The sequence below is a fragment of the Marinomonas sp. A3A genome (assembly GCF_018336955.1).
Lineage (GTDB): Bacteria > Pseudomonadota > Gammaproteobacteria > Pseudomonadales > Marinomonadaceae > Marinomonas > Marinomonas lutimaris.
The window spans coordinates 2,019,971-2,040,988 of record NZ_CP025532.1 but is presented as its reverse complement, the minus strand read 5'-3'; the positions used below and the strand labels follow the sequence as shown (position 1 = coordinate 2,040,988).

Below are 21,018 nucleotides of genomic sequence, written 5' to 3'. Positions count from 1 at the left end.
AATGACGCAATTGGCTTTAAGTGATCTCATTGGCAAACAAGTACTCGGTGTAGCAGGCACTTACGGCTCCCGAGAAAACGCAATGGATGTTTATATTTGCGGTGTGAACATTCTATCTGACACGTCATTGGAGCTTTTCTTCCCCAATGGACATCAACTCAAAGCCAACCAGAAAGTTACCGTACATTTAGACAATCGCACCGGCGTATCTGAATACGATGCAGATTTAAAAGTATATCGTTCCTCTTTCAAAGGTATCGTTGCCTCAACAACAGGAAGAAAAGCACAACTAACGGCCATCGAATACGAAGTTTACTACGGCGCCAGCATCGTTAAATCTTTCCAAGCGGATAACTATGAGCACCCAAGCGACAATCGCCCTGCTGTTGATTTGCCATACAGCCCGCTTACCGTTGCGCCCGAAATTGATGACAGTGAAAACGACAATAAAATTGGCGTTTTGATGACCTTCGCCAAACAACAGCCACACTCTACTGTGATGGCGTTCTTATCTTCTGTTGACGATGATATTTTCTTCATCACTTTCCCGAGTACATTCAAGGCTAAACTGTTAAGCCGTAATAATCAGTGCTACTTTGCCATTGATGGTCGAGCGACTTTTACTTTTGAAGAAGCCATCGAATGGAACTACAGCATCATCAAAAGTGATGTTTATGAAATCCCCAAAAGCAACCCAGTTTTCCAACAAATTCAAGAACTCTTTATCCAGAAAAATCCTTGGGAAATGGGTTTCTTTAGCCACCCAGAAGTGACTATGTATCACCTAAAAGCCACAAAAGTCGTCTGCCCAAAGCAAAGCGTTTAACTGGAAACTGGTAAGGCCAACCTCAATTAAGGAGAAAAACATGTTATCTGGAAGCTGTTTATGCAATGGCGTGCAATACGAAATAAAAGGCGAATTGGGCGACATCATGCAGTGTCATTGTCAAAAATGTCGTAAAGCCAACGGCTCAGCGTTTGCCGCCAATGCTGCTATTCCAACCACTGCCTTCACGCTTTTAAAAGGCAAAGAGCTACTGGCTGAATACGAATCGACTCCTAGTGTTTTTCGTGTTTTTTGCAAACAATGCGCGTCACCACTTTATAGCCGACGCCCAAACATGCCAGAACTGCTTCGCCTTCGTATCGGCACACTTGATACAAAAATAGAAGGCAAACCGTCTTCACATATCTTTGTTGGTTCAAAAGCCGAATGGTATGAAATTTGCGATGATATCCCGCAATACGAAGAACGCCCTGTTGCTTAATTACTCAGTGTGTGTCGTCCTAAAATAGGTTGACAGTTTTTAGGTCAGCTCCTGTAGCTGGCCTTTCTCTTTTCGCACTTGATTACTGGCTCGCCAGTATCTGTCTATTAGGCTCAGTTGATCTGGGGCTAGCGTTGCGGTTTGCATCGTGGTTTTTGGCACAGTGAGATGCTCCCTATTATTTGCTGGTGATTTCTTTCTTGATACGAGAAAACTCTGCTTGCTCAATATCACCGCGGGCATAGCGCTCGTTTAACATGTCCAGCGCCGTTTTATTGGCTTGTGCAAAGTAACGTCGATTCGAGCGATAGCTGTAACCCCAATGACCAAAACTCGAAATTAGCAAGAACCAAAAACCAATCCACAGAATCCAACCCCAGCCGTTCCAATATTCGTGATACATAGCAATCTCCATGTTCAGCGTCGAAAATCAGATGACTTTCAAACAAACTCGATAGTTCACTCTATAACGATAGGAAGATGCGACTCTGTGCGGTAACGAACCTTTAAAAATTCATCACCGCAGATAGAAAAAAAAGCCCATTTAATATGATCAGGATCAAGTCTTTACTAAGAACACACATTTGCTAACAAATCCTTTCAAATACCCAGAATCTAAACGCCCTGCACTTCCATACAATCCTCGCATTATCCAAATGGAGTCTTGTTATGTGGCGCAAAGCGTTTGTTTTTATTATGTTTTTTTCGGTGTACGCGTCGGCGGGTTATTACGATGGTACAGAAGGGTTAACAGGCGATGCGCTTAAAGCAAAACTGCACAGCATCATCGATGGTCAAAAGCCACTAAAGTACACACAACGCGGAAATACCGATTGGTACGACGGTAAAAATATCGACGTGTGGGAAGCACTGGTTTACACCGATTCAGCCTGCCCAGACGACAAACCAAAATGCGGCCTAGTGCAAATGCTTTACCTAGATGACGTGAGAAATATCACACAAGCAAACCGAGGCAAAAGCAAAGACGATACATGGGACAGAGAGCACGTATGGCCAAAGTCTCGCGGATTCAAGAAACAAAGCCAAGACGGCTACACAGACTTGCATCACCTGCGCCCTGCTGACCGCAACCTAAACGGTGCGCACAGTAACTATGGTTACGGCATGGGTGGCGAACCGGTATATGACGAGCTGGCCGACGGCAGCAAAGTACTGTCTGGCGCCTACCTAGATAAACGCAAACAATCCTTCGAACCAACCGACCGAGCCAAGGGCCAAATCGCCCGCATGGTCTTCTACATGGCGGCTCGATACGAAACTGGCGACAACGCCTCACCAGAGAACATGCCCGACTTAATCATCACCAAAGGCAACGACAAACAAAGCGGCCAACCCAGCATCGGCGACCTTTGTACACTCGTTGCGTGGAACGATACATTCCCCGTCACCGCCTTTGAAAAACGCCGCAACGACCGAGTGCAAGAGCTACAGGGAAATCGGAATCCGTTTATAGATCATCCAGAGTTTGTGGATGGGATTTGGGGGAATGAATGTCAAACGAAATAGTTTTTACAAATAAAAACGGCAATGGCTGAAGTTCCGCGACAAAGATCAGGTAAAACAGACGAAAATTTGGACACGAAAAAACACGCGATGCGTGTTTTAGGATGCTTTGGTGCAGACGGGGTGGTATTCCCGACACTGGATTTTGCCAGCGCAAGAGAAATACTAGATCAAGATGCGGGTGGGGGCAATCAGGAAAATATCTTAAAAAAAACAAGCTAAATTCCTAAGTCAAATTACAGCTTATTATTACGTAATATATCTACTATCTTACTTGAATTCACGTTTCAATTTAGCAACCCGGTTTACTTTAGTAAGTACAGATATGTCACTATTTTTATCAGTCATTTTAGTGGCCTTATCTTCAATGAATTCGGATATATTATTTATTGCTGGAAATAAATCCCTAGCCATTTTAGTACCTCCTTTTAGTAGCTTTTTACCTGTTCCCCAAAAGGGGATAAACAAGCCTAAAGTATCCTCACCTAAATCTAATCCATGTTTAGTTACTTTTTTATTTCTAAGAGCTTTATCTACTTCAATATTATAATCAGCGATACGCAGCCTCCTTTCCTCACTATTAAGTAAATTCAGTTCTGAGAATAATGAACTCATGCCTTTACGAACAACTCTACTAGAAACTTCTTCCTCAAACTCTAAAACAGGGATGTAATCGTTAATATCAAAAGTAGAGATAAGTCCTAAACTAGGATTTCGAACTGAATTTATATCATCAACATCAATTAGATTAGAAATATTTTGACAATTTGAATTTTTAAAGAAATTAAGTATCTCACCCATCATTAGAGCATAAGGATGATCAGAGTATTTACTATCATCAACAAAAAAAGGAAAATACGTAGCATCCAATGCATGTGAAAGGTGAATTTGATCACTATTCACAATAAATTCAAATTCGATTTTTTCTTTATTTTTTGTAGGCAAAGAATTAATAATAGGTATATTAACCCCATAATTTGATATACCCATTGGTCCAGCGCGATTTAATGTATCAAGACTTTTTCTTAGTGCTTGCTTAGGCCACAGTAAAAAATCACTAATAGTAACAATATCTTTGCCTGTAAATTTTGAAAGCTCCTGTAATAACGGATAAATATACCTATCTATCTCAGGGTCGCTCAAAGCATAAGACTGATTCATTTCAACTAAATCAATTGCACATAAAGCTGATAATGCGCGCCTACTAACCACAGCCGATGGATTCTCTTGAAAAGCCTCATTTATAAAGCCATGGTCTAACCTACTCTCAGGCTGCATGTTTAATATTTTTAGCCTTCCTCGTTTAACTAATCTAAGTATTTCATCTCGTGAAATTTTTTGGTCTACAAGGAAGTTCGACATCTCTTGGGCTAACGGAAGGACACAATAAACTACATCATATAGCAGTAGGTGATTCCTCAAATTTGCATTCTGAAATTTAGAAAAATTAACAAGACATGCTGTTTTACTAGGATCAAAAAAATAAAGATCAGTTTTTTTATACGAGCCATTATAAATACTTTCAACATTCTCAAACCATAAAGCTTCATCTCTCTCGATAAAGGCACAATTCAATTCTTTTTTTGTCTGAGATGGAGCAATATTAAAGACTTCATCACTAAATTTAAAACTGTAATCAACTGCTTCTCCTCCATTTTTAATTTTAAAAGAGTATGGAGCTTTTAGAGCAGTCACTGTCTCTTCAACACCTTCTATTATTTTTGAACTATAATCCCCTGAAAGCTCTACAATTATTTTTCGATCATCATGATCCTCTTCAATATTATTAATTTTTACATTAGGATGAATTGAAAGAATATGACTATATAATTGAGGAATACTTAATGGGTAGCCTTCAAATTTCGATGGTATTTTATCATCTTTAATTTTTTCAATTTCAATTACATAAGTTTTTGGAAGCTCCATTACCAACTTAATAGGAACTGTTAAGAACCTTATTTCTCTATCGAAAATAGCCTTAATTTCGTCAAAATCATCAATATCGTCAACTAAAAAAAGTTGGTATTTAGATTCATTAAGTTTGAATAACCTAGTATTTAGATATGAAAATCTAGATCGAAAATTTAAATCAATCCTTCGACACCACCCGTCATAGTTAAGTTTCAAATCGGCCTCTCCATTACTGACTTCCAATAAAAATTTTAAGAGAACACATGTGACTTTATCCTAAACAAACTACACAATAGCTTCTTACTGATTGATTCTAGTAGCTTTTTCCATTTTAACCAGAAAAATGAGAATTTAAGCTATCATTTTAAGAGAAATCAAACACTTCACTCGCCACCACGGTACACCTGTACACTGCTTTGCTGTCGCCGCGAGCGGTGACTTTGTCGATGGACCAGTTGCCTTTCATTTCCGGTGGGAAGGTGTCGTTTAGGGTGAGGATGTCTTCTGCGACGATCTTCGGATGCTAATTGCGCCCTTTTTAACTAGTGTATTTATGATAAGAAAAAGTGGAAAACCGAAGGGACTCCAACACCCGAACAGAATAAAAAAATTCGAACAATTATTTGATTTCTTTCTGGTGCAAGTTTAGAACCATAAGATGTTCCGATTAATACCGAAGCTACGCTTACAACAAACACCAATGACAACAATTTAATATGCCATATAATAGCCAAGAGCTACGAACCAAAACACAATTAGCATTAGATCTATTAACGCACTATCTCCAGTTTTTGTTTCCCTACCATTCGATTCTGCAACTACTCTGTTACCAACACCAAAGATCACGCCGATAATAAACATCAAGATTAAGGTGGCCGCAAAATGTGTTTTTTCATCCATGGTTGATATTCCCATACTTAGCTAACATTGAAATAGTGCACATGTGCGTTCAGTCTTTTATCTACAGCCTGTTATTTCTAAGCTGTAAACCCTTATTCCTTGATACTAAGAACTTTCAAACCTTCTGCCAACAAAAAGCCTCAAACCACTTCACTTGCAACAACGGAACACCGATACCCTGCTTTGCTGTCGCCTCGTGCGCTGACTTTGTAGATGTATCAGCTGTGACTAGAGCTCTCGCACACTTCCACCACTTGCTGAGTTGTTAACATTTATGTATGGCATCAACTCAGACTGCACCCACACATTTGCATTAGATCCGGTTAATTTCAGATTAATTTTCTGGCCACGGCTAACATAAATGGTGCTTTCAGCATTTGCGCTACTAACTTGACCTCCTGAAAAAGGAGCATCATCAGGTCCTATTAATATTTTTACTTCTGCATTAGCACCAGAAACAAACAAGGTTGGAGTATTATTCATTTTTTCAGGTAAAGCTTCTGTATGACTCTGGATGGATTCACTTGTTGGAAAGAGGGACTGAATTGGGGAGTTGACTATATTTACAGATGAATTTCCATTGTTCACTATGTTTGTGGTAACAACACTTGAATTAACAACGTTATGTGAACCATAAACTACATTTTGTGCTGAATTCATATTACTTGATGAATTCACCGGAAAACGCCAAGCTCCAAATTCAATGACAAGACCTGCTAGTGTAAAAACAAGACCTGTAAGGGTAATCCAAATTTTTGCGTTTTTTTCCACTCTATTCTCCATGAGTTATGTCACTTTTTATTTATTAATATTAACCCTTCACTGATCCCCTTCCAACAACAAAACACCTAAACCACCTCACTCGCGACAACGGTACACCGATACCCTGCTTTGCTGTCGCCGTGTGCGGTGACTTTGTCGATGGACCAGTTGCCTTTCATTTCGGGTGGGAAGGTGTCGTTTAGGGTGAGGATGCCTTCTGCGACGAGTTGGGTTGCCCGTACCTAGTCAATAAGAGCGTCGAGTGTGACGCTGGTACCTTGGCGTTGGCTTTTGATAAGGTCGTCTTGGCAGGCTTGTTGGGCGGTGGTTGGGTTGTCGTAACTTTGGCGTCGTTTATTATACGGTGCGGTGCCGACGTGTACCGTGTGTTCTTCCCCTGTGTTGTTTGTCCAGTTGGCTTTTACGCCGGTGATGGCGCGGCGGCTGGGTCGGTCGAGTTGGCAGTTGATGAATTGCCCTAGTTGGCTTGGTGAATTCTGGCTCATTCCTTTTAATCAATTAGCGTAATTTTTAGTTTGCAGCCAAAAACGCCTAACAACTTAGTGATTGTTTCGAGCTTTGTCATTTATTTAAATTATCATATCGAATTTTTTAAAGAATCAGGCAAGAAAAACAGAGGAATGAGATAACCGTTTGCTAAAAAACACGCGAAGATATCAAGTTAAAATAGGGCTATACAGCCCTATTAAAGTCTTGACCATGAAATCAAAAAAAGGACTCACTTATCATAAAGTCTAAATTTCTAGCTATTAGGATCACGATAGTTTTAAGTTTGTCGGTGCTTGTCGGCAGCTACTTCATATTGCGTCCTGCAGTGTCTTTTGCCGAAGAAAATGCGGTGACATTCCCCGCTCTTGATCAGCTTGAGCATTATACAACGGTTAAACGCGGCATTACTCGAGAGCATATGCTAACCAATCCGGCAGCGCTTACTGCAATAAAAGCAGGAAAACCTGTTCCTGTAGGAACACATGTTGTTCTCGTCGATTATCAAGATGACGTTTTAACTCGCTACCTAGTCGCTGAAAAAATGAATGAAGGCATCGATGATTGGGAATATCAATGGTTCTGGCCAGACAAGTCAGTCAAGACCAGCGAAAATATTGGGCAATGCTACGCTTGTCATCAGCGTTCACGCCGTGATGAACAGTTTATGTTTACTTACCGAGACGCACAGCGATTCGAGCAATGATAAGAAAAATTAGATGAATAGGAAACTGAAGATGAAACAATCAACAGCAATTAAACGTCTTGCATTACCTTCTGCCATGTTGATTTTCCTACTACTATCTTTGGCTTATTGGTGGCTTAACAATATTTCACACGAGCTGTTCGGCAGCATCCTTTTTGCATTCTTATCATGGCACATTGTCAGCAATAGACTTTGGTTTAAGAACATATTCAAAGGACGATACAACTTACGGCGTTCGCTTTCTACCTTGTTGCACCTACTACTAATAGCCAACATGACCGTGTTATTTGTTACCAGCGTCGCTGTATCAAAATCCATTTTTGCCTTTTTTGCGGTATCAGGCACCACCACGATGCAAACAATTCACTTATTTTCAGCGTATTGGGTGATGATAACTGTTGGAATCCATGTAGGACTACACTGGAAACGAGTTATCTCTGGGTTATGTCTCTTGTTGAAATTACCTAAGCCCAATATGATCAGCGCATGGATACTTCGTTTAGCTGCTGCGTTTATTTTTATTTTGGGTATCAATAGTTTAACACCCATTGATATCTGGAATAAATTAACCTTCACATACAGTCTGGCATTCTGGGATTTTACCGATTCAGTATCACCATTCTTCGGACATTGGATCGCAATAATTAGCCTTCCCGCCATAGCAACACACTATGCTATGCTTTTGATAGGGAAATCATCGAGCTTAATTGCCTATTCCAAACAGTTACGAAATTGACTCTTCGAACATTGCAGATGGTTCCTTAGCTTTTAAAGTTTGGTCTGTTTCACGCAACGCTTTTATATCTTTTAATGGGGATTCACCAAAAAAACGACGATATTCTCGACTAAACTGAGAAGGACTTTCGTAGCCTACTTTAAACGTAGTCTCTGTCGCATCTAGATTTTCGGTCAACATGAGGCGACGAGCTTCGTTAAGGCGTAGCTTTTTCTGAAACTGCAGAGGCGTCATAGAAGTCACTAAACGGAAATGTGTATAAAATGCAGATAGACTCATTCCACTGTAAGTCGCCAGCTCACTAACAATGAGCGGTTTAAAAAAATTATTTTTAAGCCATTCAATTGCCTTTGAAACTTGATAGCTACGACTCTCAGCCGTGACAATTTGATGAAGTAAAACACCTTGTTCTGTTGTTAAAAGGCGATAAAGAATTTCTCTCTGGATAATTGGAGCAAGGATTTTGACATTATCGTGTTCGTCTAATAATCCCAGCAGTCGAGTAAACGCATCTAGCAACGACTCAGAAAGGAGACCGACGGCGATTCCCTTTGACGTTTTTATGTTATGACTAAAAAGATGCTTACTCTCTACAATCAACTCAGAAATTACTTGTAAATCTAGTTCCATGATCAAGCCTAGATAAGGTGTATCTGGAGTGGCTTCTATTATGTTAGCAATGATGGGCAGATCTACAGATGATACAAGAAAATGACTCGCATCATAAACGTAACTTTCTTCCCCCAAAAGAACCCGTTTTTTCCCCTGAGCAATCAAACAAATACTAGGATTGTGGGTATAGCTCGTCGGCGGTGTAATCGATTCCCATCGGGTTAACCTAAGACCAGGAATCTCCGTATCAACTTGATTAGCGCCGTTCTCTATCCACTTATTAATCTGCTGAGCGAGTTTTTCTGCTGCAAGAGTTTTGCTTTTTAAGCTACCCATAATCACCCTATTGACGACGTTAGTAATCTTTATTGATTCCGTCATTATTCTACACAACCCAAGTCATAAAAGAATATTAGGCAAATACAAATATCATAAGATTAATCGAGAAACAAAAAATAACCTTACAAAAACAATAGTTTAAATTTTATTTATGCAATATTAAATCAGCCCTCTCTTTCATCTCTAGTGATGAAACTATAGAGCCGAGAGGATTAGGCAATTTTTAAATAATATCAGGCTAACGAGTATCATCGTTAAAGCACTAAACTAAATCCAGATCCTAACGACACCCTAACAACTATTAAGAGGTCACATTCACATAAAACAGTTAATAAATCAGAGGAGCTAAACAGCGAAAACTAGCGGTAGATTGTTCATATCAAGCAACCAAAAGAACACTTAAATGACTAATTTTCAATACTTTTCGAAAGCCTTCTCTTTTCTAATCATCAACTTAGTGGGGACCTTTTTTATGACGACTGCCTCAGCTGCGAACACTCTAAATACTAAAGATCAAGCCATCATCCCAATTGCGGCATTTACTGCAAACGGAGACATCAACAAACTTAAAAAAAGCTTAAATAAAGGCCTAAATGCAGGCCTAACAATCAACGAAATTAAAGAAATTCTGGTTCAAATGTATGCCTACGCAGGCTTCCCTCGTAGCTTAAATGGTCTCTCTGCATTTATGACAGTATTGGATGAACGACAAACAAAGGGTATTACAGATGTTGTGGGGCATGAATCCAAGCCTTTACCGCCAGACCGTACCAGCCTCGAATTCGGTACAGATAACCAAACCAAGCTAATTGGTACGGAAGTAAAAGGTCCATTATTTGAGTTCTCTCCCGAAATTGACACCTACCTGAAAGCGCATTTATTCGGCGATATTTTCGAACGAGATACCTTGAGCTGGAGGCAAAGAGAAATTGCCACCATAGCCGCTTTAGCAAGCTTAGAAGGAGTCAACAATCAGTTAAGTGCTCACTACAATATTAGTATGAATAACAATATATCCATCAGTGAACTTAAGACATTCATTCGTATTATTGAAACGCATTTCGGTACTCAGGTTGCCGAAAACGCTCAACAAGCACTCGAAACGGTACTTGAAAACAAGTAAGAAATATTATGTCAGCACCCACTTCTTTGATGATGTTTCCATAACGTAACTAGGAGCTAATATCATGAAAAAAAATATATCTTCGACTTTAAAGGCCACATTACTATCAAGTATAACAGCGGTTTCAGCAACAAGTATTGAAGCCGAAACCAAAACAGAACAGCAAGTTTATAGAACTGGTGATCTTCAGTCTTTTGAAGGCCCTGACAACCTTTTTACTGGCAACGTTAACGTTAGCATCTTGTTTCCAGAAAATGATGTTGCGAATTACAGTGCTGCGTATGTCACCTTCCAACCAATGGCGCGAACAGCTTGGCATACCCATCCCGCGGGACAGCATATGATAGTAACAAAAGGAGTTGCTATGACTGGAACTCGTGACGGTAAAGTCATTCATTTTCATGAAGGTGAAAGCGTCTGGTGTCCGCCGGGAATAGATCATTGGCATGGCGCTACACCTGATGCTGCAATGACACATCTTGTTATTACAGCGTCAAAAAATGGTGAGAATGTCATTTGGAAAGATAAAGTCACTGACGAGCAATACGAAGCAGCAAGCAAATAAGAAAGCCATCTTAATTTTAAAACTAGACACATTAAGGATTCAAAATGAGTAATAGTATAGGAAACAAAATTATCGTAATAACAGGTGCCTCTAGTGGTATGGGCGAAGCAGCTGCTCGTCATCTTGCCGCTATGGGAGCGAAAGTGGTTCTCGGTGCACGCCGTACAGATCGCATTGAAAAATTGGTTGCTGAGATTAAAGAAAATGGTGGTGAAGCGCTGGCGTTAGCGACTGACGTTACCAATAAAAACGATGTTAAAAACTTAGTTGATACGGCGATTAATACCTATGGACGCATTGACGTTCTGATCAATAACGCAGGAATAATGCCTCTTTCTATGCTGGAAAGTATCAAAGTGGATGAATGGGACCAGATGATTGATGTCAATATCAAAGGCGTTCTATACGGTATCGCTGCTGCATTACCGAAGATGATAGAACAGAAAGCTGGACATATTATTAATACAGCATCTGTAGCAGCTCACCTTATTTTTCCAGCCTCATCAGTATACTCAGCCACTAAATTTGCGGTTCGTACACTAACCAATGGTTTAAGAGAGGAAGTAACGCCATACAACATCCGTACCACATTAATTAGCCCTGGAGCAGTTACAACAGAATTACTTGATCATATTAGTGATAAAGACGTTCAAAGCGCCAACCAAGACTATGTAGGTCAAGTTGGGATACCAGCTTCTAGCTTTGCAGATATGGTTGCCTTTGCAATTAGTCAGCCAGAGAATGTTGATGTGAATGAGATAATTTTCCGACCAACAGCGCAAGCATTGTAATACAAGGGTTACGCACCTTTTCGTAATGCTTCGATATGTCGCTTTGGCGATTGCCCAAAAAGACGAGTATATTCGCGGCTGAAATGAGAAGGACTTTCGTAACCTACTTTAAATGCAGCGCTTGAAGCATCAAGACTATCATTCAGCATCAAGCGCTGTGCTTCATTTAGTCGTAACCATTTCTGATACTGCAAAGGACTCATCGCTGTGTGTTCACGAAAATGATGGTACAAAGTGGTGCTACTCATTTGAACATAAGCAGCCAACTCTTCAATCTGAAAGGATTTTGCATAATGTGCTCTAAGCCAAGTGACGGCTCTTGAAATTCTGTGGGCCTGGCTACCTGTGGAAGCAATCTGCCAAAGCCGACCCGCTAGATCACTATTCAAAAGACGATAATGAATTTCTCTGACAATGAGTGGAGAGAGCGTTGCAACAGCATCTGGTTCATCAAGTAAAGCCAATAAACGAGTAAAAGGCTCCAATAAAGATGTTGTAACCGTTCCTATTGCCGAGCTTCCACTAATAGAACCTTCATAGGGAGGAGGCATGCCATTTTGAGAGATAATATCCGCCATAAGTAGCATATCGAGCTTGAGCATTAGCCCTAAACAAGGACTCTCTGTACTGGCGTCTAGAACTTGCGAACTCGCTGGTAAATCAAGTGAATTCAATAAGAAATGCTGAGTATCATAAATAAAGCCTTGTTCCCCAACCAACAGCTGCTTAGTGCCTTGAACGACAAATAGAACACTTGCCTCAATCGTGCAAGGACAAGGTTCTGTTATTGCTTCTCGTCGAAAAAAAGATAATCCGTCGATTAACGTAGGACAATCTTCCTGCCCTATTGTTTTTTCTTCGATTGTCTTAGCCAAATCATTTTGTATGCTGCTGATATCTCTATTCATGTATTTGCTTCTAATAATGGAAATGCGTTTGCTTGTACGGAATATCTTCAAAAGATAATTTTTTAATAATAGTTTGAGCCAAATCCTAGGTCACGAGAAATTCTGCCATTCAGGAGTATCAGGCAAGAATCAAGCAGGATCCTGCTACCCCCAAATACCCAGAGCTGTAAAACTAGATACTAATGAATACTTTCAGAAAGACGATGCTTAATAACTCTTTGTGATCGACAACTGGTTTGACTAACTTACTTATCTGGAGAATGACCATGGATAAACATACTGAAATTACAAATAATGTGACTCAACAAGATGTTCCTGATGAAGGCCGTCGCAATATGATGAAATTAACAGGGGCAGGCATGGTGGCACTAGGCGTTGCCTCGCTAACCACAGGTAAAGCCTTTGCTTCGTCCATAAAACTAAATAATGACTGGGACAAAAAATTCGCTAAAAGTGACAAGGTTGATCATAAAAAAATAACGTTCAAGAACCGCTATGGTATTACCCTTGCCGCTGATCTTTACCAACCCAAAAATGCGTCTGGCAAACTACCAGCCATTGTCGTTGGTGGCCCTTTCGGTGCGGTGAAAGAGCAATCTTCTGGTCTGTATGCTCAAATTATGGCAGAGCGTGGCTTCGTCACTCTTGCTTTTGATCCATCTTATACAGGTGAAAGTGGTGGTGAGCCTCGTAACATAGCTTCACCAGACATCAACACAGAAGACTTTAGCGCGGCGGTGGATTGTATTGGCATGCAAGCCAATGTGGATCGTGAACGTATCGGGATGATCGGCATTTGTGGTTGGGGTGGAATGGCATTAAATGCTGTCGCGGTCGATAAACGTGTCAAAGCAGTAGTAGCAAGCACTATGTATGATATGACTCGTGTCATGTCAAAAGGCTATAACGACAGTGTCACCTTAGCTCAACGTACACAAGGATTAGAACAACTAAGCCAACAACGTTGGGAAGATGCAGGTAACGCTGCTCCAGCTTACCAAGCCCCCTACAACGTATTAAAAGGTGGCGAGCCGCAATTCATGGTCGATTATCATGATTACTATATGACACCTCGTGGCTATCACCCGCGCGCGGTCAACTCTGGTAACGCTTGGTCACAGACGACACTACTATCCTTTATGAACATGCCTTTACTGACCTATATCTCTGAAATTTCTCCTCGTCCAGTTTTGTTCATCCATGGCGAAAAGGCACATTCTCTTTATATGGGCAAAACAGCCTATGAAAATGCGGCTGAACCAAAAGAGATGATGATCATTCCAGGGGCAAGCCATGTTGATTTATATGATCAAGTGGATGTCATCCCATTCGACAAGCTAACAAGCTTCTTTAAGCAACACCTAGCATAACCGTAATCAGAATAGTTGAAGTAACTTCTGTACCATGCGCGCTCTTTGAGCTCGCGTGGTGCTTTTTTGTAAAAATCGAGGCGTAACAAAAAACTATGGCACTCACAACATCTGATACTCATGATGGAACATCAACAGACAAGACTAATAACACGGCTCATTGGAGTGGCGTTTTTGCCATGTCGCTATGCGTATTTACGCTAATAGCGTCCGAATTTATGCCGGTTAGTCTGCTAACGCCCATTGCCAACGACTTACAAATTACAGAAGGAATGGCAGGGCAAGGTATTGCGATTTCTGGCGCCTTTGCCGTATTAACTAGCCTTTTATTGCCTATGCTAATTGGCACTATGGACCGTAAAAAATTAATGCTAATACTGACAATCTTGATGGGGATCTCTGGAAGCATTGTCGCGCTGGCTCCAAACTACCCAGCTTATATGATTGGTCGTGCGCTCATCGGTGTGGTTATCGGTGGATTTTGGTCAATGTCAGCCGCCATGGCGATTCGGTTAGTTCCATCTAACAAAGTTCCTAAAGCTTTGGCTATTTTTAATGGCGGTAACGCACTAGCAACGGTAGTTGCCGCGCCATTAGGAAGTTATTTAGGTTCTATTATAGGGTGGCGAGGTGCATTTTTAGCCATCATACCTATCGCACTAATCACCTTAATTTGGCAGTGGATCGCATTACCCTCTATGAAGGGAAAGGCACGCGAACCAGGTTCAGGCAATATTCTCAAGGCGCTAAAAAGCCGTGCCGTTGCCTATGGTATGGCTGGATGCGGTGCCTTCTTTATGGGCCAGTTTGCCCTATTTACCTATCTACGCCCTTTCCTTGAAACCGTTACGCAGACTAGCGTATCAACACTATCTCTTCTATTGCTCACCATTGGGTTTTCAGGATTTATCGGTACGTTAATCATCAGTTCAATTCTAAAACGCACGCTATATGGCCTACTTATTGGCATCCCAGTTTTTATGGCTGCCATTGCTCTTATACTTATTCCTGCTGGTAGCTATATTGCACCGGTTGTACTATTGCTCGCAATGTGGGGATTGGTCGCTACGGCTGCGCCTGTGGCTTGGTGGACTTGGCTGGCGAAAGCGATGCCACACAACGCTGAAGCTGGCGGCGGCCTGATGGTTGCCGTGGTTCAATTATCCATTGCATTGGGCTCGACAATAGGCGGCATACTCTTCGATGCAGATGGCTACCAAAGCACCTTTATTGCCAGTGCGGCCGTCTTACTCATTAGTGCCTTTCTGACGCTTCAAGCTTATCGTATGCAGACAAAGTAAAGTATCTATCCATATGCAAAATAAAATAATGAGGTCCCTATTATGAATAAAATTTTTCATATCAACACAGATAACGTAAACACCTTACTCTTAATAGCAGGCCATCAGAAAGCACAAGTCCTGAAGCAAACTTTCCTTTCGTTACTGCTTTTACTAACGCTCGCTAACAGCTATGCAGCGCAGTCAACAACAGAGCCCGCTTCTACTCAACAAGCATCCATAAACTCGGAGGAATCACGTATGTGGATAACCATTGGAGAACGTCGCTTCGCCGCCACCTTAGCCGACACTGATGCGGCACGTGAATTTGCAGCTATGTTACCACTGACTTTAGACATGAATGATCTGAATAGTAACGAGAAGGAAGCCGATTTACCCAAGGCACTGACGACGGATACCTATCGACCTGCTACGATTAAAAATGGCGATCTAATGTTGTGGGGGTCACGCACTATGGTTATGTTTTACAAAACGTTTAATACCTCATACTCATATACCCGTATTGGGCATATAGAAGAGGCAGCAGATCTGCCACAAAAATTGATACGGAGAAGAGTACAAGTAACATTCTCCAGAGATTAATCGTAAAAAGATAAAAAAAGAGCCTCATCTGAGGCTCTTAGTACAAAAGTTGTGCAGCAGCACCCTATCAGAACCAGAAAATGCTTATTTGCGGCTTAAAAATTATCAGTCGTCGTTTGAATCGTCCCAGAAATCGTCGCTGTCATCTAGGTCGCCATAGTATGGTTCGCCATCATCTTCGTCGTCAAACTCATCAAATTCGTCGTATTCATCACTTAGAGAATAATGACTAGCAGTGGCTGGCTCTGAGATAAAGAAAATACTTGGTAGTGTTATGGTTTGTGTAGTTTGTAGATACATTAGACAGCCCTCCATTCTCAGGCTAATCAAACAGGAATCCTAAGCTTAGCAGGGAATATCTGATTTGGTAAAAGCAAATAATCTGAATTAATATTTCTACAAGCTATAGTGATTATTTTAAAATTGATGCCCTCTCAAAGGCCTTTAGAAGGCTTGTTATAGAAGTCTACGGTGTGACAAACAAGGCATTTTTTGTCGACAATCTCTTAATGCTGTCTTTGTTATATTAAATACAAAATAATCAGGCTCTTCTTGCAAATTGGCTAGACTTTCACCAAAGGGCGAGTACAAAACACTATGCCCGTAGGTTTGTCTAGTTTCGTTATGCCAACCACATTGACCAACACCTAGAACGTAACACTGGTTCTCGATGGCTCGTGCCGCCAAAAGAATATCCCAGTGAGCCTTGCCAGTCACATAGGTAAATGCCGCAGGCACTAGCAATACTTCAGCACCTAACTTAGTTAGTTCTCTGTATAGCTCAGGAAAACGCAAGTCGTAACAAATGCTTAAGCCGACTTTAAAACCATCTACGTCGATTACCTTTAAGGCTAACTCACCTGGCTCGATCACATCTGACTCTTTGTACGATGCGGCCTTGTCATCGACAGTGACATCAAACAAATGAATTTTGTCATAGCGCTCAAGTAAAAGACCATCTGGCCCAAACACCCAGCATGTCTGCCTCACTCGCTTATCAGCAACCAGATCACCATTTGGCCTTAATAGTGAAGGATGGGATCCGACCACTAGATAAATTGAGTGTTCTTTAGCGAGTGCTGAGATTTCTATAAATATAACGCTCTGATCATCAGACTCCGCTAAACCTCGCATTCTTTTACCATGAAATAAAAATACATTTTCTGGTAATACAACCAAACGAGCACCATCTTTTACTGCTGAAGCAACAAGACACCTCACTTCATGCAAATTGTCTTGCCAACTGATCGTGCTAGTTAATTGAAGGGCTGCAACACACAAAGCACTCATTATTTCGATTTCTCTAATGGTTGATAGCGGATCGGCGTCATAACAGGATCATTAAATGAGCCTTCTATTTTATATTGAACACTGGTTACTTTAGATAGCTGATCACCGATTAGTTTATCGGTAATAAACAGCAAGCCAGCTAATTGCGGTGTGCCCCATAACAACCCTGCTAATGGCAGTGTTCCACTTATAGGGAAAGTTGCAGTAAGCTTTTCATTTAGGGTTTCCGTCACAATATTGGCTTCCCCCGTAACAACGAGCTCAGCCGAAGGTGCAATAATTGAAATAGGCGATACAGTTTTTAAGACGCCTTTATCAAGAGAAAGCGCACCACTAAATTTGTCATAGGTTAGCCCTGGTTTATATACATCAGAAAAGTCTAACAACAAACGCCTGCTGAGTGCTCCAATATTAAAAATACCTAATGCCTTTAAGAATGCTGGAAGCTCATCCATATTTTTGAAATTACCGTCATTAGCAGAAAAAGCAATACGACCAGAAACAGACTCACGATCAAAGTAGAACGGATGCCCTTTCCAGCTTAAGCCGACATCAATTTTGTAGTTCTTCGAAGAGACAATCGCCTCGTTAGAAAACTTTTTCGTCAATTCAGTGAGATCAGCACCAGTTGCCGAAAGAACTAATTCAACGCTGGAGTTATTGCCTTTGTCTTGCCAAAACAAACTGCCTTTTAGATTACCTGTTTTTAATTTAGACGAAATAGGATCTATCCGGACCACATCGTTATCTCGGGAAATAGCTAACTGCCAGTCACCATAAGGCTTTTCATTAAAATAAAGCTGGTCAACAGACAACATCATATTGGGGATTTGTTTCGCTGAAATTGGCGATGCCTTTGAGACTGGTTCAGAAGGGTCGGATTGTGGCGTATTCCAGCTCAAAAAGCCAAAGTGGAGATTTGGGTTACCATTTTCCTCAGTAAGTAAGGAAAAGTTCATTTCATCGGAGCTGACAAAAAGGGATTTATTTGCAGCCGAGTTATAAGCCACTTTAAAATTATGCCAAGTATTACTAGGATTAACGATTACCTCATCTACAATAAGGTCTACTTTACTTAACCATTTAGGAAGCTCTGGAACTTCTGCACCTTCTGAAGAGGCTGATGTACCACCTGATAAATCAGAAAAAGTAGATTGCCAATCCTGAACATAGAAGCGATCAAAGTCACCGGTCAGAACCAGCCCTTTGGGAATATTTGCACTTAACGTTTGGTTTTTGTTAGGGTTCAGCATCAACTCACCACCAACAAATTCACTATTTTGTAGTAAAAATCTTGCCTTAGATAAGGCCGCATAATCAACATCAATTACAATGTCTTTCTCGTGCTGCATCACTTTTATTCGCAAAGCATTAGCTTCTTGAGCACCTTTTCCAATAGGGGCTGGCAAGTTGAGAGCAACTCCTAATAATTCGCTATCAATCGCTAAATCAACTTGGCCATTCTGGGACTGATTGACCGATAAACGCCCAGTATAAGATGTCTTGCCAGATACTTTTTTAATCGCAGCCTCTGGCAATTTCTTCCACGCAGCAACCTGTTTTATATCCACATCACCAGAAAAATCACCTAAAACCGCAAGTCCGCCATTAGGTGCTACGGCAGAAGACAATTTTAGATGCGATAAACCACCCAAAACTTGAACATCAAATTCTGAGTTAGTTATTCCCTTATCTGAACTGTAGTTTAGATGCCCATTTTTAACCTGAGTAGAAAGATCAATATCATTAATCGTTAAGGGGTTATCTTTAAAATCAAGATCCAATTGAACTTTTGGCTCAACACCTTCTTTAAAAGGGAGCGCGACATCAAAACGCCCTTTGGCTTTGCCATCTAGCTGCCAGTTCGCGAACGGTTGCAGCACAGAGTCAGCTAATGGCGTTGCTCTCAAAGTTGCTAAAATAAGCGGCGCGTTATTGCTAACCTCTCCTTTTAGGTTTAACCAATCCGTAGCCCCATTAGTGATAGGGACTGTTAGCAGTAAATTACTAACGGGTAAATCGAGCAACTTACCAGACTTAACCTGAACAGAAATACCCGTTTTATCAAACTCAAATAGACCATTTACATTGGTTGCTGTAGGCCAGTTCTTATCAAATGTCACATCCGCATCGCTTACAGCTAACTGCACACGAACATGCGGTTCAGCGCCATCAGATAATTCGCTTTGCACTAATACATCGACACTATCAACTTTACCTTTATCTGCGAACGCCTCTTTTATCCAAGACATGATATCGCCACTAAGAGCTTTGGGAGGAAGGTAAGTTAAACGATCAGTAACCGATAAATTACGACCATGTAAATCTAGTGCAATCCAATCAGGCTGGTCTTCTCGCACTTCTAGCCGGAAGCCTCCATTTACATTAGCACCATTACGTTGAATAGCTAGATCACGCCCTTCAACCAAGAAAGTATCTTGCTGTTGCTGCCAGCTCACATAACCTGACAGAAAGTCTGTACGCCAAGACTCATCGTATATAGTGTCAAAGGCTATCTCGCTATCTCTTCCACGAAAGTCAACGTAACCACTTTCATTAGACAGGCTGAATACCGCATTAATATTACTCGCCTTAGGAATGCCGTTATAACCTTTGATAGAAGCAGACTGTAAATTACTTAGAAACTGAAAAGACAACTCATCATTTTCACGCCATAAGCTAACAGAGCCATTTTTGGCCATGCCGCTAGGATCAAGTCCGTTTAAAATTTTTGACGCATTTGTTTCTTCAGGCAAAAAATGAGCCGCTATTTTATGGGCTAATCCTAAATCTGCTCGATCAAAGCGCACATTAGAACGATTTGTCACCGACGACCAATCAAACGATAAATCGGTTGTTGGGTATGTTAAACCATCTTTATCTTTGACGAGTATATTGTGAACATCCATTCGTACACTCGGATGCTTTTGAGAGTAACGAAGTTTAACAGAGGACGTCACCTCATATTGATGACCATCATCAAATGCTACATCTAGCTGCGTTGCTTGTGTTCTTATTTCCAATTCCTTACCAACTAATGCATCCAGCCAGATATCACCTCCCAGCTCAACAGAAGAAAGTAAATATGGATTCTCTGGAAACATATCAGCTAATGGAATAGAAATACGAGGTGCTTTAATAGACGCTTTAACTCGATAACTACCAAACAAACTAAGAGCTTCCTCGATACGAGCACTTATTTGAATCGGAGATTCGTACTCGTCTAAATAAAGTTCTGAGGTTAATAAAGACTCAAATGATTTTTGGAATATATAAACATGAGGAATGCGAACAGAATGCTGGCCAAATTGATCACTATCAATCTGTAATTTGGCATCAAAAATAGAAAAATTTCGTTGTGCGGACAAATAGTCCAGAACACGTTCAACGCCTACGTCATTGCCAACATTACGAGAAGGCTTAGCGCCATTCAATCGCCACTGCCCATCGCTTTCTTGTAAGGCAATTGAAGGACGTACAAAACGAAAATAAGTAAATTGAGGACTCAAACTAAGAATGGATTTAACCGTATCAAGACGCACGCGCATTTCATCAACGCTAATCGAGGTTTTACCATTAGCAAGTAATTTAAAGCCACTAACCGATACCGTCGGATCGACACCTTCAAGGCGTCCATCAATTCCTTCTAACGTAACGGGATAACCCGTAATTTGCTGAAGGTTTCGCTCTATCTGAGGGCGGTAATGATCCATATAAGGAAGAAGCTGCCCTACACTGACCGCAAAAATAGCAAGCAATACTGAGAAAGCAATCGCTGCCCAGAAAGTAAAAAGGATCAGTTTACGCAACAACCAACGCATTT

Annotated in this window: 23 protein-coding genes; 12 read left to right on the top strand and 11 right to left on the bottom strand. The window is 41.0% G+C overall.

Annotation, left to right across the window (positions count from 1 at the left end):
* Nucleotide 1: 1 nt before the first annotated feature.
* A complete protein-coding gene (locus tag CYL31_RS09430) occupies nucleotides 2-826 on the top strand; it encodes a pyridoxamine 5'-phosphate oxidase family protein (RefSeq protein WP_212918652.1) in 825 nt (274 codons plus the stop codon).
* A gap of 40 nt (nucleotides 827-866) precedes the next feature.
* Nucleotides 867-1,268, top strand: a complete 402-nt coding sequence (locus CYL31_RS09425) for a GFA family protein (RefSeq protein ID WP_212918651.1) — start codon at nucleotides 867-869, stop codon at nucleotides 1,266-1,268.
* 39 nt (nucleotides 1,269-1,307) lie between these two features.
* Here the strand turns inward: CYL31_RS09425 and CYL31_RS20825 are convergent, their stop codons facing one another.
* Nucleotides 1,308-1,430 carry a hypothetical protein gene (locus CYL31_RS20825; protein ID WP_283248222.1) on the bottom strand — a complete coding sequence of 41 codons (123 nt, stop codon included), beginning with the start codon at nucleotides 1,428-1,430 and terminating at the stop codon, nucleotides 1,308-1,310.
* Between the two features lie 16 nt (nucleotides 1,431-1,446).
* Nucleotides 1,447-1,671 (bottom strand): SHOCT domain-containing protein, encoded by a 225-nt coding sequence (locus CYL31_RS09420; protein ID WP_212918650.1) that lies wholly within the window; start codon nucleotides 1,669-1,671, stop codon nucleotides 1,447-1,449.
* A gap of 266 nt (nucleotides 1,672-1,937) precedes the next feature.
* Between CYL31_RS09420 and CYL31_RS09415 the strand changes: the two genes are divergently transcribed.
* On the top strand, nucleotides 1,938-2,795 hold the full coding sequence (locus CYL31_RS09415) for an endonuclease I family protein (protein WP_212918649.1): 858 nt from the start codon (nucleotides 1,938-1,940) through the stop codon (nucleotides 2,793-2,795).
* A gap of 21 nt (nucleotides 2,796-2,816) precedes the next feature.
* A complete protein-coding gene (locus CYL31_RS09410; RefSeq protein ID WP_212918648.1) occupies nucleotides 2,817-3,014 on the top strand; it encodes a hypothetical protein in 198 nt (65 codons plus the stop codon).
* A gap of 48 nt (nucleotides 3,015-3,062) precedes the next feature.
* Here CYL31_RS09410 and CYL31_RS09405 read toward each other — a convergent pair whose 3' ends face one another.
* The 4 genes from CYL31_RS09405 to CYL31_RS09390 all read right to left on the bottom strand — a co-directional run bounded on the left by CYL31_RS09405 (nucleotide 3,063) and on the right by CYL31_RS09390 (nucleotide 6,871).
* Nucleotides 3,063-4,919, bottom strand: a complete 1,857-nt coding sequence (locus tag CYL31_RS09405; protein ID WP_212918647.1) for a hypothetical protein — start codon at nucleotides 4,917-4,919, stop codon at nucleotides 3,063-3,065.
* 495 nt (nucleotides 4,920-5,414) lie between these two features.
* Nucleotides 5,415-5,603, bottom strand: a complete 189-nt coding sequence (locus tag CYL31_RS09400) for a hypothetical protein (protein ID WP_212918646.1) — start codon at nucleotides 5,601-5,603, stop codon at nucleotides 5,415-5,417.
* A gap of 228 nt (nucleotides 5,604-5,831) precedes the next feature.
* Nucleotides 5,832-6,374, bottom strand: coding sequence for a hypothetical protein (locus CYL31_RS09395; RefSeq protein ID WP_212918645.1), 543 nt, complete (start codon nucleotides 6,372-6,374; stop codon nucleotides 5,832-5,834).
* Between the two features lie 233 nt (nucleotides 6,375-6,607).
* The gene (locus tag CYL31_RS09390) at nucleotides 6,608-6,871 is read right to left on the bottom strand and encodes a hypothetical protein (RefSeq protein ID WP_212918644.1); all 264 of its coding nucleotides are present in this window, start codon (nucleotides 6,869-6,871) and stop codon (nucleotides 6,608-6,610) included.
* A 287-nt stretch (nucleotides 6,872-7,158) separates the two neighbouring features.
* Between CYL31_RS09390 and CYL31_RS09385 the strand changes: the two genes are divergently transcribed.
* Nucleotides 7,159-7,578 carry a hypothetical protein gene (locus CYL31_RS09385; RefSeq protein WP_212918643.1) on the top strand — a complete coding sequence of 140 codons (420 nt, stop codon included), beginning with the start codon at nucleotides 7,159-7,161 and terminating at the stop codon, nucleotides 7,576-7,578.
* 31 nt (nucleotides 7,579-7,609) lie between these two features.
* Entirely contained in the window at nucleotides 7,610-8,314 is a 705-nt protein-coding gene (locus tag CYL31_RS09380) for a DUF4405 domain-containing protein (protein ID WP_212918642.1), read from the top strand.
* Here the strand turns inward: CYL31_RS09380 and CYL31_RS09375 are convergent.
* Nucleotides 8,303-9,262 carry an AraC family transcriptional regulator gene (locus CYL31_RS09375; protein WP_212918641.1) on the bottom strand — a complete coding sequence of 320 codons (960 nt, stop codon included), beginning with the start codon at nucleotides 9,260-9,262 and terminating at the stop codon, nucleotides 8,303-8,305. The two genes, CYL31_RS09380 and CYL31_RS09375, sit on opposite strands and share 12 nt — an antisense overlap.
* Nucleotides 9,263-9,737: 475 nt before the next feature.
* Here CYL31_RS09375 and CYL31_RS09370 point away from each other — a divergent pair, with 475 nt between their 5' ends.
* From CYL31_RS09370 to CYL31_RS09360, 3 genes are all read left to right on the top strand, one after another.
* A complete protein-coding gene (locus CYL31_RS09370; protein WP_212918640.1) occupies nucleotides 9,738-10,388 on the top strand; it encodes a carboxymuconolactone decarboxylase family protein in 651 nt (216 codons plus the stop codon).
* Between the two features lie 64 nt (nucleotides 10,389-10,452).
* The gene (locus CYL31_RS09365) at nucleotides 10,453-10,953 is read left to right on the top strand and encodes a (R)-mandelonitrile lyase (protein ID WP_212918639.1); all 501 of its coding nucleotides are present in this window, start codon (nucleotides 10,453-10,455) and stop codon (nucleotides 10,951-10,953) included.
* Nucleotides 10,954-10,997: 44 nt separating this feature from the next.
* Nucleotides 10,998-11,744, top strand: coding sequence for an SDR family oxidoreductase (locus CYL31_RS09360; RefSeq protein WP_212918638.1), 747 nt, complete (start codon nucleotides 10,998-11,000; stop codon nucleotides 11,742-11,744).
* Nucleotides 11,745-11,752: 8 nt separating this feature from the next.
* Here CYL31_RS09360 and CYL31_RS09355 read toward each other — a convergent pair whose 3' ends face one another.
* Nucleotides 11,753-12,652 carry an AraC family transcriptional regulator gene (locus tag CYL31_RS09355; RefSeq protein ID WP_212918637.1) on the bottom strand — a complete coding sequence of 300 codons (900 nt, stop codon included), beginning with the start codon at nucleotides 12,650-12,652 and terminating at the stop codon, nucleotides 11,753-11,755.
* A gap of 266 nt (nucleotides 12,653-12,918) precedes the next feature.
* Here CYL31_RS09355 and CYL31_RS09350 point away from each other — a divergent pair, with 266 nt between their 5' ends.
* The 3 genes from CYL31_RS09350 to CYL31_RS09340 all read left to right on the top strand — a co-directional run bounded on the left by CYL31_RS09350 (nucleotide 12,919) and on the right by CYL31_RS09340 (nucleotide 15,905).
* Nucleotides 12,919-14,022 carry an alpha/beta hydrolase gene (locus tag CYL31_RS09350; RefSeq protein ID WP_212918636.1) on the top strand — a complete coding sequence of 368 codons (1,104 nt, stop codon included), beginning with the start codon at nucleotides 12,919-12,921 and terminating at the stop codon, nucleotides 14,020-14,022.
* A gap of 95 nt (nucleotides 14,023-14,117) precedes the next feature.
* A complete protein-coding gene (locus CYL31_RS09345; RefSeq protein WP_212918635.1) occupies nucleotides 14,118-15,323 on the top strand; it encodes an MFS transporter in 1,206 nt (401 codons plus the stop codon).
* Between the two features lie 42 nt (nucleotides 15,324-15,365).
* Complete coding sequence (locus CYL31_RS09340; RefSeq protein ID WP_212918634.1) at nucleotides 15,366-15,905, top strand: cyclophilin-like fold protein; 540 nt, start codon at nucleotides 15,366-15,368, stop codon at nucleotides 15,903-15,905.
* Between the two features lie 105 nt (nucleotides 15,906-16,010).
* Here CYL31_RS09340 and CYL31_RS09335 read toward each other — a convergent pair whose 3' ends face one another.
* The 3 genes from CYL31_RS09335 to CYL31_RS09325 all read right to left on the bottom strand — a co-directional run bounded on the left by CYL31_RS09335 (nucleotide 16,011) and on the right by CYL31_RS09325 (nucleotide 21,016).
* Complete coding sequence (locus CYL31_RS09335) at nucleotides 16,011-16,205, bottom strand: hypothetical protein (RefSeq protein WP_212918633.1); 195 nt, start codon at nucleotides 16,203-16,205, stop codon at nucleotides 16,011-16,013.
* Nucleotides 16,206-16,361: 156 nt separating this feature from the next.
* Nucleotides 16,362-17,195, bottom strand: coding sequence for a carbon-nitrogen hydrolase family protein (locus tag CYL31_RS09330; protein ID WP_212918632.1), 834 nt, complete (start codon nucleotides 17,193-17,195; stop codon nucleotides 16,362-16,364).
* The gene (locus CYL31_RS09325; RefSeq protein ID WP_212918631.1) at nucleotides 17,195-21,016 is read right to left on the bottom strand and encodes a YhdP family protein; all 3,822 of its coding nucleotides are present in this window, start codon (nucleotides 21,014-21,016) and stop codon (nucleotides 17,195-17,197) included. The genes CYL31_RS09330 and CYL31_RS09325 overlap by 1 nt, the downstream gene beginning before the upstream one ends.
* Between the last annotated feature and the right edge of the window lie 2 nt (nucleotides 21,017-21,018).